We start from the raw sequence: 12,785 nt of genomic DNA, 5'->3' as shown, positions 1-12,785 counted from the left end.
ACGGCCGGGCGGCGCGCGTCGAGGGGCGGCGGGTGAGGCGCGTTGAAGCTAGACCGCCGCGCGCTTCTGGTCGTTCCACTGATGAATGAGGCCGGGCAGTTGGGCGGCAGGAAGCGCGCGGCTGAACAGAAAGCCTTGGGCTTCGTCGCAACCCGCCGCGCGCAGCCAGGCGAGTTGTTCCTGGGTCTCGACGCCTTCGGCCGTGGCCCGGATGCCGAGACTGCTGGCCATCGCGGTCATGGCCTTGACGATGGCGCGCGAACCGTCCCTGTTCGTCATGCCGCTTACGAAGGACTGATCGATCTTGATCTTGTCGAAGGGGAAGCTGCGCAAATAGTTGAGTGACGAATAGCCGGTGCCGAAATCGTCCATCGCGATGCGGACGCCGAAGTCGCGTAATTCGTGCAGTTTGGCGAGCGTCGCAGTATTGTTGGCCAGCAAGAGCGACTCGGTGATTTCAAGTTCGAGCCGGCGCGGCGAGAGGCCAGAGGCGCGCACGCTACTGGTCACTATCTCGAAGAGATGCGCGTTCTTGAATTGCGCGACCGAGACGTTGACCGCGAGCTTGATATATTTCGGCCAGGTTGCGGCCTCGGCGCAGGCGGTGCGCAGAACCCATTCGCCCAGCGGTACAATGAGGCCGATCTCTTCGGCGAGCGAGATGAACTCCGCTGGGGAGACCTGGCCGCGCGTCGGGTGGTTCCAGCGCAGCAAGGCCTCGAAACCGCCGATGCGGTTCTCCTGCAGATCGAAGACAGGCTGGTAGTGGACTTCGAACTCGCCGTTGCCGAGGGCGTCGCGCAGATCGAGCTCCAGCGCGCGGCGCACTTGCAAACGCACGTCCATCTCGGGCTCGAAGAACCGCCAGGTGGCACGCCCGTCCGCTTTGGCGAGATAGAGCGCCACATCGGCATTCTTCAACAGCTTGTCGTAGGCGGTGCCGTCGCCCGGCGCGATCGAAATGCCGATGCTGACGCTGATGGTCAGGCGGTGGCCGTCGATCTCGTAAGGCGCGCTGAGCACCTCGACGATGCGGCGCGCGAGAAGCGCCGCTTCCTCCGGCTTTTGAATGTCGGATTGCAGGATCGCAAATTCGTCGCCGCCGAGCCGGCTGACGGTATCGACCTCGCGCACGCAGGCCTTCAGACGTTCCGCCACCGAGCGGAGCAATTCGTCGCCGACAGGGTGACCGAGCGTATCGTTCACCTGCTTGAAGTGATCGAGATCGAGGTTCAGCACCGCGAAGCCGCTGCTGTTGCGGCCGATCTGGCTGATCGCGGTCTCGATACGTTCGGCGAAGAGGACGCGGTTGGGCAGTCCGGTCAACACATCGTGCCGTGCCATGAAGACGATGCGCTCTTCCGCGCGGCGGCGCTCCGTTACGTCCTCATAGGTCGCAACCCAGCCGCCGTCGCCGGTGGGCTGGCGCGAGATCAGGATGACGCGATTGTTGCTCAATTCGAGGAAATGCGTCGCCGCGATCCTTTGGCTGATCAGCGGAAATTCCTGCGCATAGAGTTCATCCGCGGTTTCATCCGGATGATTGCCGGCGGCAACGCCGAGAGCGAGAACGTCGCGAAAGACGATGCCGGGGCGCAATTGCGACGGCGACAGGTGAAAGATTTCGCAGAAGCGCCGATTGACGACCTTCAGCCGATGTTCGGCGTCGTAGAGGCACAGACCCTGGGACATGTTGTCAAGCGCGGCGTCGAGCAGAAGGTTTGTCGCCTTCAGTTTCGCTTCCTGCTCTTTCGACACGCTGATGTCGCTAAAGAGCGCGATGAAGCCGCCGTCCTGCGTCGCGCTGCGGCTCACGCGCAGCCAGCGGCCGTCCTGCAGGCGTATCTCGCCGGTCGCCTGAGAAAAATTGTTCAACGACAGCGCGGAGGGGACGAGATTGTTCGGTTCGGCCGTCGCGTCCGCGGACGTTCCGGGTTCGAGCAAGGCCATGGCGCCGCCGAAGAATTCGTTGGCCTGCGAATTGGCGAGCGCGATGCGGTGATCCGAATCGACCACCACGATGCCTTCGCGCGAGCTTTCGAGCGCATCGGCGAGCCGGACCTGTGCGGTACGCCGCTGCGTCACCTCGCGCTCCATCATCGACCGGATGTTATCGCGCATCGTGCGCATCGCGGCGAGCAGGGCGCCGAGTTCGTCGCCGCCGCCGATGGGAATCTCGGCATCGAGCTGGCCGCTGGCGATACGCTTGGCGGCGGACGAGGCCGCCGCAACCGGCTTGGTGATGCGCCGCGAGAGCAGCAGCGCGACAAGGCCCGAGAGAAAGAGCGCGCCGGCGGTGCCGAGGAAGGCGAGGTCCGTCGCGACGGCGACCTGCTTGCGGGCGCTTTGACGATAGGTGAAACCATCGCCGGCCGTGTAATTCACCAGAAGGTCGATTTGCTGCGATACCGTCTGGGCATAAGGGTCGAGTGCATCCCAGGCGGCGTTGAGCGAGATATCGTCTCGCAGATGGCGGCGCGCCTCGCTCCAGGCATCGGCGGCGTTTTGCACTTCCGCCGCCGCGCGTGCGGCGCGCAAAGACTGCGATCTCTCGGCAGCGATTTGCAGGTCTTCCGCCAGGTTTTCCTCAAGATCGGCGATCGCCTGGTCCAGTTTCGTGCGGGTTTGCGGCTTGGTTGCGCTCCATCGCCGCGCGAAGGTTGCCTGCATGGCCGCGAAATCGGCCGAGGCGGCGCGGGCATAATTGATCGACATCAGGGATTCGTCATAGGTCTTGGTGACCAGCACGCCGGCGCGACGGATGCCGAGTGCCGCATAGCCGCCAAGAGCCGCGGTGATCAGGCTCATCGCCAGGAAGGCGATAAGGATTCGGCCGCGGATTGTCTGTGCCATCTGGACAGCCATGACGAGCGGTGATCGCCGCTTCCGGGCTAGTCCTTGCAATGCCGGCAATGGCTGACGACCCATCAAAATAACTCGAACACCAATAGGGTCTTTTGCGCCAGTTTAGGTTAAGACGAGGCTAAATTCGCTTGCCCGATAGTGCCAAAAAGTGCTGATTTCGCTGTTAGTTAACCTATCGATTCGCATAACCCTCGGGAGAGCGTGCCCGTTTCGGGCGACGGATAACATACATGAGCCTGCCAAGGCCCACCCGATTAGTGAGAAGCGGCCGCTTCGCGATGCTGGCCGCAGCGGCGGCTTTGAGCCTGCTCGCCGGCGGAATCGGCTGGACGCAGCAAAAGTCACCCTATGTCATTTCCCAGCGGGGACGCGCCTTTCACCCCACCTTCCTCAGTCTCAAACGGGGTGAAACGATACGGATCGTCAACGATGACGGCGATTTGCTGCACCATGCCTATGTCGAGTCCGACACGTTCAACTTCGACTCGGGCGACCAATTGCCAGGCAGTCAGACGGATATCGTGTTTTCGGTGCCCGGTACTTTCAACGTGCTGTGCGGCATTCATCCGAAAATGAAGCTGGTTGTCCTCGTCAAGTGAGGAAAATGCGTGAGGCTCCAGCCTGGGGTGCTGGAGCCTCGCTTCGCGCTTTTACGCCGCTGCCGTCTAGACGACGTGGGTGCCGTAAAGCGCCGAATGCAGCACGTAATAGGCGACCAGGAACGCAGCGAGCGCCGCGCAATAGGCGGTGGGGATGAGAACGACATCCCACGCCGAGATCGCCACCTTGAACCGCGTCAGATAGTTCCTGATGCCGAGCCACAGATGCACCGGGCGCTTGCTGGCCGCATTGTCGCCGATAAGGCCGAGAACGACACCGATGATCGGCGCGTGACCGATGGCGTCGATTTTGCCGAATTCCGGCACGGCCGCGATAAACATGGCGCACAGGATGACCGCTGCCACGCGACGCACGAGCGGGGTCAGGATGAGGGCGAAAGACAGAGTGAATTCCACCATGCCGGCAGCCCGCATGTAGAATTCCTGGCTAAAGCCCATGCTCATGCCGGGATGCGTGATGAAGAGCGGATAGGTCCATTGCGGATAGGCCCATTTCTCGATCGAGGCCCACATCAGCGTGATGGCGATGCTCCAGCGGGCGATATCGAGGGGGCGGATGCCGTAGAAATTGCGCCCCAAACCCGTCAGCGCCAGATAAGCGGCGATGCCGAGAAAAATCGGATAATCGAGCAGATGAAAGATGCCGTATTCGTAGACAGCATAGCCGAACAGCCCGACGAGGCCCGCCGCAGTGAACACGAGCGTTTCACGCCACAGCAATCCCGCTGCGAGGGCGAGCTGAATCCAGGGAATGAGCGTTGAGGAGGTCTTGAGCTCCGGCGTCAGGATCACGCCGCCGTTCGCCCAGCAGGCGACGAGAAAGAAGCCGCACGTGGCCCGGATAATGGTTTCGGTTTCGTCGTGCAGTCCGCTCGTCACGCGGTTGAGCGCGGCGATGAGGGCGGTGCCGATCGCAGTCCATTCGACGACATAGCCGAAGAGCAGCATTGTAAATGCCGTCAGCATCAAGACTTCGAAATCGGGGCAAAGGACGTTTTCGAGACCGCGTGGCTGGCCGGCGACGTTAAAGGCGCAGAACCACTTCACATGCGCGCTAGCTTGCCCGGAGCAGAGAACGCTTGCCGCCAAAGCGAGCCCGCTTGCGGCCGAGACGCGCCGCAGGCGTTGCCAAGTCAATTCCATCATCATTCCTCGTGGAGTGGCCGATAACGAAGAATTTAATCGAATTTTAAGGCTACGTCCGCGCTATTCCTAATAATTGGTTAATTCCACTTTCGAAACTCAGGTCTATTAAGGTTGATGAAAGAAGAGCCGATTGCGCAAAGGGCTGGCAAGGGCGTGGTAAGCTTGGCTACCTAGACTCGCGTGCAACGCATTTTTTTACGAGAGACAGATGATTCTCGCTCTGAGCCTTGCAAGCATTTTTCTCGGAACCGGCCTTGCCTATGCCGCGCCGAAGACGCCGGCTTTGACGATCCGTTTGGAGCAATCCGGCGGCGCGCTGTTCATCGCCGGCCTCGCCTTGATTGGAACGATGCTTCAGCAGATGTATTGATCCCGCTTTGCGGGTTCAGCGCGGCGCGGCAGGCTGCACGGCGACTTCCGTCTCGCCGCTCAGTGTTTTGAGGAAGGCGAGCAGATCAGCCTTTTCCCCGGCGCTCAGCCCGAGGGGATGGATAAGCTCCGAGCGGCTGGGGCGATCGATGCCGCCGCGATCATAAAGATCGATCACGCCTTCCAGGGTCGCTATGGACCCGTCGTGCATGTAGGGCGCACGCTCCGCGACATTGCGCAGGGTCGGCGTCTTGAACGCGTAACGCAGCTTGACGGACGTCGGGAAAAAGGCGCCGCGGCCGATATCCTTGCCCTTACCAACACCGACATCGTGGAAAGATCCATCGGTGAATGACCATCCGCTATGGCATTGCGCGCAATTGCCCTTGCCGTTGAAAATGGCGAAGCCGCGTTTCGCCGCCGGGCTGACGGCATCTTCGTCGCCCATGATCCAGCGGTCGAACGGCGCTTCCGGCGAGTGAATCGAGCGCACATAAGTTGCCAGCGCCGCGGAAATATTTTTGCGGTTGACCGCATGGTCCGGAAAGGCCGCGGCGAAGGCCCGGGCATAGACTGGCGCAGCAGACAAGCGTGCGATCAGCGTCGACTCGGTCAGGTTGAGATTTCCCGCCGCCGTGATGGGCGCGAAGACGACCTTCTCGAGCGTCGGGAACTTGCCGGTCCAGCCGTAGAGGTCGATAAAAGCGGTGTCCAGAAGCGTTGGCGTCCGAAACGCCATGGCATGGCCCGTATCGCCGAGCGCCAGCGGGAGATGATCGCCGAACGACAATTTCGGGTCGTGGCAGGTCGCGCAGCTATGCTGCCCCGATCCCGAAAGCAGCGGGTCGAAGAAAAGCGTGCGGCCGAGAGCCTCTTTCGCCGACGAATAGGTATCGTCGTCCGGATAGGGCGTTGTGGCCGGCCGTGCATATTGCTGGCGCAGTGCAGCGTCGCTGGGGTCCGGCGTCTGCTCGTCGCCATAGGCGGCCATGGAAAGCGGCAGAAGCAGCACGGCCAGCAGACTGCGGTGGATGTTCGTCATCGCGGTCTCCGACGGTGGCACATTCACCCGAGACGGTTGATAATTCGTTGAGATTCCAAACCGATCTTCGCCGCCCGCAGTTTGCTACTCTGCCGCAAGGCCCGGCTGCGCCAGCGCCGAGAGCGCATGTGAGAGGTCGGCGATCAGGTCTTCGACATCCTCAAGGCCGACCGAGAGCCGCAGCATCCCGTCGCTGATACCCATTTTGGCGCGCCCCTCCGGCGTCAGCCGCTGGTGCGTGGTCGTTGCCGGATGGGTGATGATGCTTTTGGCATCGCCGAGATTGTTGGAAATCTTGATGATCGAGAGCGCGTTGGCGACCGCGAAGGCGCCCGCCTTGCCGCCGGGCACCTCGAAGGTCACCAAAGTGCCGCCACTCTTCATCTGCCGCCGTGCGAGCGCTGCCTGCGGGTGGTCCGCGCGGCCCGGGTAGACCAGCCGCTTCACATTCGGATGCGTGGCCAGAAAGTCGGCGATCCGCGCCGCGCTCGCGGCCTGATGGTTGACGCGCAGCGGCAGGGTCTCCAGCGATTTGAGCATCACCCAGGCATTGAAGGGCGAAAGGGCGGGGCCGGTCTGGCGCAGATAGGTATGGATGTAAGTATCGATGAATTCGCGGCTCGACAGGATGATGCCGCCGAGACAGCGTCCCTGGCCGTCGATATGTTTGGTCGTCGAATAGACGACGCAATCGGCGCCGAATTGCAGAGGCTTCTGCAAGACCGGCGAGGCGAAGACATTATCGACGACGAGCCGCGCGCCATGCCGGTGGGCGATGTCCGCGATGGCTTTCAGGTCGTAGATTTCGAGGCTCGGATTGGTGGGGGTTTCGAGGAAGAAGACCTTGGTCTCCGGCCGCACCGCTGCTTCCCATTGGGCAAGATCGGCGCCATCGACAAGCGTCGCCGCGATGCCGAACCGGGGCAGCAGTTCCTCGATCACATAGAGGCAGGAGCCGAACAGCGCGCGCGCCGAAACGAGATGGTCGCCGGCCTTCAACTGGCCCATCAGCGCGGCGGTGACCGCCGCCATGCCGCTTGCCGTCGCGCGGGCGGCCTCGGCACCTTCGAGCAGGCACATCCGCTCCTCGAACATGGCGATGGTCGGGTTGGAATAGCGCGAATAGACGAAGCCGGGGTCTTGCCCGTTGAAGCGCGCCTCGGCCGCCTCGGCCGTATCGTAGACGAAGCCCTGGGTGAGGAAGAGGGCTTCCGACGTTTCGCCGAATTGCGAGCGCAGGGTGCCGCCGTGGACGAGGCGGGTGGCCTCGCGCCAGTTTTTCGGGTCCTTGAGCGCCTCGTCAGCGGTTTTCTTCGTCATCAGCCATCTCCTCATCGCCGTCTTGGGCAAGACGGCGCAGTCCTGCCAGGGCGCGGCCGGGTCGACGAAAATGAGGGAGGATGCTTCGCGACGAAGCCTCGGCCCTTTTAGTCCCTTGTTTAACGTGGCGGCAAGCCGGCCGGCCCAAATGACCACATCCGGAAGAATAAACCTTGCCTTTGCCCGGCTCAAGGGAAAATAGCTGTTCGCAGGCGGCTTTCCGCCTTGACGCCGGAGGCCCCCACGGGATTGGTCTCGGCAGAGAGAGCGTTCCGATGTCCCTGAATCCCCTCCCGCTTGAAGACGAGAATGCCGGCCTCTTCGGCACGCGTTTCGGCCTGCTTGGGCGCGAAAAGATAAGACTTATGCTGCGACGCAAGATGATCCGCGTCGGGGGCGAAATTGAGCCGACTCAATTGCAGCCAGCGAGTCTTGATCTCAGGCTTGGCGCTCGCGCTTACAGAGTCCGCGCCAGTTTTCTACCTGGCAGGGAACGTACTGTTGAAGATCAACTCAGATCGCTGAAGATCGATGAGATTAGTCTTAAAGAAAGCGGCGCAGTACTCGAGCGTGGCGGTGTCTATGTGGTTCCTCTAATGGAATCTCTCGGGTTGCCGGAGAGCATATCTGCTGTCGCAAATCCGAAAAGTTCGACAGGGCGACTCGATATTTTCACGCGCCTGATAACGGATCGAAGTGAAGTCTTCGACGTAGTGGAACGCGGATACGAAGGACAGCTTTACGCTGAGATTTCGCCGCGCAGTTTCAGCGTCCGCGTTCATGAAGGCAGCAAGCTCAATCAAATCCGCTTCCGCCGCCTCGCCTCGTCGCAGCATTCGCGCACCGACTTCGCGTTGAGTGACAAGGACCTTGCCTCGCGTCACCGCGATCAAAAACTCGTCGATGACGAAGAGCTGAACTTGCGCGACGGTCTCATCCTGCGTGTCGCGCTCAGCGCGGAGACGATTGGCGACATCATCGGCTATCGCGCGCAAAAGCACACGGATATCATCGATGTGAACCGCGTCGGCGTTTACGATATCGCCGATTTCTGGGAGCCTATTCATGCCCGCGCGGATCGGCGGCTCATCCTCGATCCGGACGAGTTCTACATTCTCGCGTCGCAGGAAAAGCTGCACATTCCGCGCGATCTCGCCGCCGAGATGGTGCCCATCGATCCGGCAATGGGCGAATTCCGCGTTCACTATGCCGGCTTCTTCGACCCCGGCTTCGGCTATACCGAAAGCGGCCATCCCGGCAGCCGCGCCGTCCTCGAAGTGCGCAGCCATGAGGTGCCTTTCATCCTCGAGGACGGGCAGGTGATCGGCCGGCTCGTCTACGAGAAAATGGCCGAGGCGCCGCAGGAGCTCTATGGGCAGATCGGCGGCTCGAACTATCAGGGCCAGGGCCTCAAGCTCTCGAAACATTTCCGCATGCCGTGAGCCGTGTTGTTGACGCTCGCGCCTTAAAAAAGGCTGGCATAGACTTTGTAGGTTCAGGTCACCCCAACCGGACCGCTTGATGCCGCATGCTGCCCTGATCGCTTTTGCTCTCATCGCGCTGACGATGACCGGCGCGATTCTCGCGCGGCGGCTGCACCTTCCGGCGTCGATCTTTCTGGTCGTGTTCGGCATTGCGGCGAGTTTCGTGCCCGGCCTGCCGCATATCCCGATCGAGCCGAACGTCGTTCTGCAAGTGCTGCTGCCGCCGCTGCTCTATATTGCTGGGGTCGGCATGAGCTGGCGCGGCTTCAAGCGCGAATTCGCCGAGATTTCTCTGCTCGCGGTGGGCTGCGTTTGTGCCACCGCCGCGGCGGTCGCCTTCACCGTGCATGGGCTGCTTGGCTGGCCTCTGGCGCTGGGCTTTGTCCTCGGCGCTATTGTCGCGCCGCCGGATGCTGTCGCGCCCCTCGCGCTTACGGACGGGCTGGCGCTGCCGCAGCGCATCGTTACCATTCTGGAAGGCGAGGGCCTCGTCAACGACGCGACCGCGCTGATTATCTTCAGCTTCGCGGTCACCGCGGTCGAAACCGCGAGCTTCTCGCTGCCGCAAGCGACCGGCCTGTTTGTCATCGTTGCAATCGCCGGCGTCGCCTGGGGGCTCGCCGTGGGCTGGGGAACCCTACGCCTGCGTCGCGCGATTGGCGATCCGCAAATCGAGCTGACGATCGCGCTGCTCGCGCCCTACATCGCCTTTTGGCCTTTGCAGGCGCTGGGCGGCTCCGGGGTTTTGGCGGCCGTGACGGCAGGGCTTTATGTCAGCGCCAATGGCGCCGGGTCGATCCCGCCGGCGACACGCCTTCAGGGCTATTTTTTCTGGCGCCTCGTCGTCTACATCACAGAGGGTTCGATCTTCGTCATCACCGGCCTGCAGGCGCGGCCGATCCTCGAGACCTTGCAGAAGGACTCGTGGGAGAAGCTGCCGTTGGCGATCGGGGTTGTCATCCTCGCGGTGGTGGCGGTGCGCCTGATCTGGGTTGTCGTCCTGACGCGAGTCCCGCGCGATCTCATCCGCAAAAGCAAGCACAAGGCGCCGCCGCCCTGGCAGCATGACTTCTTCATCGGCTTTACCGGCATCCGCGGCGTCGTCTCACTCGCCGCCGCATTGTCGATCCCCTTCATGGTCGACGGCGCGCCGTTTCCCGAACGCGACATCGTTTTGATCATCACCTTTGCGGTGATTCTCGCGACTCTGGTGGGGCAGGGCCTCAGCCTGCCTTGGCTGGTGCGCAAGCTGGGTCTCGATGCGGAGGGCCGGCGCGAGTCGGCGGCGGCGAAGGATCGCGAGATCCGCGCCCGCGTCCTCGGCGTCGAGGCGGTGCTTACACGGCTCGGCGCGCTGGACGGCATATCGGCCGGGACGATGCGCGTTCTGAAGAACCGTCATCGCGACCGGCGCGACACGCTGATCAGCGCACTCAAGCGTGCGGACGGGCAATATGGCGATTCGCTTCAGGTGCAGCTCAGCCTCATCGAAGCGGAGCGGCAGAAAATCGCTGAACTTTATGCCCAGGACGCCTTGAGCGACGAAGCGCGTCGCCGGATCGAGCGGGAACTCGATCTCGAGGACGCGCGCGTGCGGCACGCCTATTCGAGCGCGCTGCCGATCAAATACGACGATCCACTGACTTGACCGCGAGCGCCGGCCGCTCAGCGCTTGTGGTGATGACGCAAATATTCGTGCAGCGACGCCGAGCCGGTTTCCTTGAGCAAAGTGGCAAGGTGCATGTCGCCGCGCCGGCCGGCGGCGAAGTGATCGCCGTAAGTCTTGCGGAGCGTATCTACCCGGGTGTTGCCATGTTTGTGGCTGATCCGGCCGCCGTGTTCCTCGGAGCGTCCGTCAAGACCCCTCTTATGCGTCTTCACCGCTTTACTTGCCTTGACTGTTTTACGTGCCTTGACTGCTTTACGTGCCTTAACCGCTTTTGCCATTGAACCCCTCCCATTTTCGAGGATATACCGGCGGAGCATTAACCCGCACAATCTACTCCGCTCGCGGATTTCCCACGTGCATCAGCGCACGATACTGCCAAGTATCACCACGTTGGGGAAATCGAGTGTCGGGATATTGGAAATCGGGGCTTTAACAAATGTAATGCCCCTGCTTACAGCAAGCTTACAATAAAGTTACAAGAAACAAACAACAACATTATTGCTCGAACATAATATTCGTCTCTCCTGACACAGCGAATAACTGCGCGCCAGAGGTGGGACTATGAACGAGATCGTCAAGACGAGCGCCTTTATCGGCGCGCAACCCTATTCGCCGGACGAATTCGAAGCCGCGATCCGCGCCGTCGGCGCCGAGCGCTATCACGACAAACACCCTTTCCATAAAATGCTGCACGGCGGCCAACTGAACAAGGAACAGGTCCGCGCCTGGGCGCTCAACCGCTATTGCTATCAGGAGGCGGTTCCGCGCAAGGACGCCGCCTTCATGAGCCGTGTGCATGACCGCGAATTGCGCCGGGAATGGATTCATCGCATCCACGATCACGACGGCCTCGGCGAAGAGGGTGGTGGTATCGAACGCTGGCTGGTGCTGACCGACGCGCTCGGCTTCTCGCGTGAATATGTCACCTCGCGACGCGGCGCGCTGCCGGCGACGAAATTCGCGGTCGAAGCCTATGTGCGCTTCGTCGTCGAACAGCCGCTGGTCATCGCCGTCGCCTCTTCGTTGACGGAATTGTTCGCGCCGGCGATCCACCGCGAGCGCATCGCCGGAATGCTGGCCAATTACGATTTCGTCGACGACCGTGTCATGGCCTATTTCAAACGGCGGCTGGCGCAGGCGCCGCGCGATTCCGAATTCGCGCTGAATTACATCAAGACCAATGCGCTCACCCGTGCCGAGCAGGAAGGCTGCATCGCCGCGGTGCGTTTCAAATGCGACGTGCTATGGGCGCAGCTCGATGCGCTGCATTATGCCTATGTGACGCCGGGCCTCGTTCCGCCCGGCGCGTATCGGCCTGGACAGGCAACGGAGTGAGGCTGCCGCCCATAATTTGCGCGCTGCCCGTCCTGCCTTGATTTATTCCCATATCCTTGGCATGTGTTGTCGGCTCGCGCGGGCGTAGTTCAATGGTAGAACGGCAGCTTCCCAAGCTGCATACGAGGGTTCGATTCCCTTCGCCCGCTCCATTGCGCTTATATCGCAAACGCCCAGCGCCGGGTCCGCTACTCAAGCGGCGTAGAAAACTTCACTGCAAAAGCAATCTCGAAGGCTTGCGTCACTTCCGCCGGGGATTGGCGCGTCCGGTGAAGCAGTACGATGCGGCTCTTCGCCGGTGGGATGATCCGCGCCCGGATCAGCGCGTCGAGCGACGAAATTCTGACGATCGTTCCCTCCCGCAACGTGCCGGTATGGTCGAGGAAACTGGATTTCTTGATGCCTGGCTCGATCTTCGTGATTGGCGATTGGGCGGCCGCGCCGTGATCGACCGCGACGGCATGTTCGGCAGCCATATGGGCAAGCTTGTTTTGCATCGCCGGCCTGTATTGGCTGTCCAGCGTCACCTGTAAGCCTTCCGGCTTTCTGGCGGTGATAACGCCGCCGACTTCGCCGATCTTCTCAAGGCGCAGCTGGACGTCCGTACCCTCGGCGAGATCCTGCGATTGCTTGCGCGCGGCGTCCGCAGACTGGCCAACTTTCGGTTCGTAGACGAGATCAACGGTGTCGGTGCTGATCTTCGCCGTCTTGCAATTCAGCGCCGGGCCGTTGCGCCGGCTTAAGGTTCCCGGCAACTGGACATCGATCAGGGGCCGGTAGTCGTACAGGGCCATCATCGCTGCCAATTCATCGACCTGGATCGCCGGCGGTGGCTCGGCGTTGTGCGACAGGTTTTCCTTGGCGAGTTCCCAAATTCTGTAGCGGCGTTTCACGGGTTCGTCCATCTGACGCTCTCTACCTTGCTGTCTTGAAGC

11 protein-coding genes, 1 tRNA gene and 1 riboswitch are annotated in these 12,785 nt (G+C 61.7%); of the genes, 6 read left to right on the top strand and 6 right to left on the bottom strand.

The window, feature by feature from the left end; all coding sequences use genetic code 11:
- Positions 1–48 precede the first annotated feature (48 nt).
- Positions 49–2,853, bottom strand: a complete 2,805-nt coding sequence (locus CWB41_RS00460) for an EAL domain-containing protein (protein WP_245411206.1) — start codon at positions 2,851–2,853, stop codon at positions 49–51.
- 242 nt (positions 2,854–3,095) lie between these two features.
- On the opposite strand from CWB41_RS00460, the gene CWB41_RS00455 reads away from it, so the two are divergent.
- Entirely contained in the window at positions 3,096–3,464 is a 369-nt protein-coding gene (locus tag CWB41_RS00455) for a cupredoxin domain-containing protein (RefSeq protein ID WP_115835925.1), read from the top strand.
- 66 nt (positions 3,465–3,530) lie between these two features.
- On the opposite strand, the gene CWB41_RS00450 is transcribed toward CWB41_RS00455, so the two are convergent.
- Entirely contained in the window at positions 3,531–4,628 is a 1,098-nt protein-coding gene (locus CWB41_RS00450; protein ID WP_115836363.1) for a hypothetical protein, read from the bottom strand.
- A 211-nt stretch (positions 4,629–4,839) separates the two neighbouring features.
- On the opposite strand from CWB41_RS00450, the gene CWB41_RS16080 reads away from it, so the two are divergent.
- Positions 4,840–5,001, top strand: a complete 162-nt coding sequence (locus CWB41_RS16080; protein WP_165203894.1) for a hypothetical protein — start codon at positions 4,840–4,842, stop codon at positions 4,999–5,001.
- A gap of 15 nt (positions 5,002–5,016) precedes the next feature.
- Here CWB41_RS16080 and CWB41_RS00445 read toward each other — a convergent pair whose 3' ends face one another.
- Both CWB41_RS00445 and CWB41_RS00440 read right to left on the bottom strand, forming a co-directional pair.
- Entirely contained in the window at positions 5,017–6,042 is a 1,026-nt protein-coding gene (locus CWB41_RS00445) for a cytochrome-c peroxidase (protein ID WP_165203891.1), read from the bottom strand.
- 84 nt (positions 6,043–6,126) lie between these two features.
- Positions 6,127–7,362 carry an O-succinylhomoserine sulfhydrylase gene (locus CWB41_RS00440; protein ID WP_115836365.1) on the bottom strand — a complete coding sequence of 412 codons (1,236 nt, stop codon included), beginning with the start codon at positions 7,360–7,362 and terminating at the stop codon, positions 6,127–6,129.
- A gap of 86 nt (positions 7,363–7,448) precedes the next feature.
- Positions 7,449–7,528, bottom strand: a riboswitch (SAM riboswitch).
- Positions 7,529–7,637: 109 nt separating this feature from the next.
- Here CWB41_RS00440 and CWB41_RS00435 point away from each other — a divergent pair.
- A complete protein-coding gene (locus CWB41_RS00435) occupies positions 7,638–8,804 on the top strand; it encodes a 2'-deoxycytidine 5'-triphosphate deaminase (RefSeq protein WP_115835926.1) in 1,167 nt (388 codons plus the stop codon).
- 79 nt (positions 8,805–8,883) lie between these two features.
- Positions 8,884–10,494, top strand: a complete 1,611-nt coding sequence (locus tag CWB41_RS00430; protein WP_115835927.1) for a Na+/H+ antiporter — start codon at positions 8,884–8,886, stop codon at positions 10,492–10,494.
- 17 nt (positions 10,495–10,511) lie between these two features.
- Here CWB41_RS00430 and CWB41_RS00425 read toward each other — a convergent pair whose 3' ends face one another.
- On the bottom strand, positions 10,512–10,793 hold the full coding sequence (locus tag CWB41_RS00425; RefSeq protein ID WP_129396361.1) for a hypothetical protein: 282 nt from the start codon (positions 10,791–10,793) through the stop codon (positions 10,512–10,514).
- Between the two features lie 283 nt (positions 10,794–11,076).
- On the opposite strand from CWB41_RS00425, the gene pqqC reads away from it, so the two are divergent.
- Together pqqC and CWB41_RS00415 are read left to right on the top strand one after the other, a co-directional pair.
- Positions 11,077–11,850: a pyrroloquinoline-quinone synthase PqqC gene (gene pqqC / locus CWB41_RS00420; RefSeq protein ID WP_115835929.1), complete on the top strand. Its 774-nt coding sequence runs from the start codon at positions 11,077–11,079 to the stop codon at positions 11,848–11,850.
- A 78-nt stretch (positions 11,851–11,928) separates the two neighbouring features.
- Positions 11,929–12,002: transfer RNA gene (locus CWB41_RS00415), tRNA-Gly, on the top strand.
- 36 nt (positions 12,003–12,038) lie between these two features.
- Here CWB41_RS00415 and CWB41_RS00410 read toward each other — a convergent pair.
- Positions 12,039–12,755: a hypothetical protein gene (locus CWB41_RS00410; RefSeq protein ID WP_115835930.1), complete on the bottom strand. Its 717-nt coding sequence runs from the start codon at positions 12,753–12,755 to the stop codon at positions 12,039–12,041.
- Positions 12,756–12,785: the final 30 nt, after the last annotated feature.

The sequence above is a fragment of the Methylovirgula ligni genome, assembly GCF_004135935.1.
GTDB lineage: Bacteria > Pseudomonadota > Alphaproteobacteria > Rhizobiales > Beijerinckiaceae > Methylovirgula > Methylovirgula ligni.
Note: the sequence above shows the minus strand (reverse complement) of the source record. Positions and strands in the feature narration are given on the sequence as shown.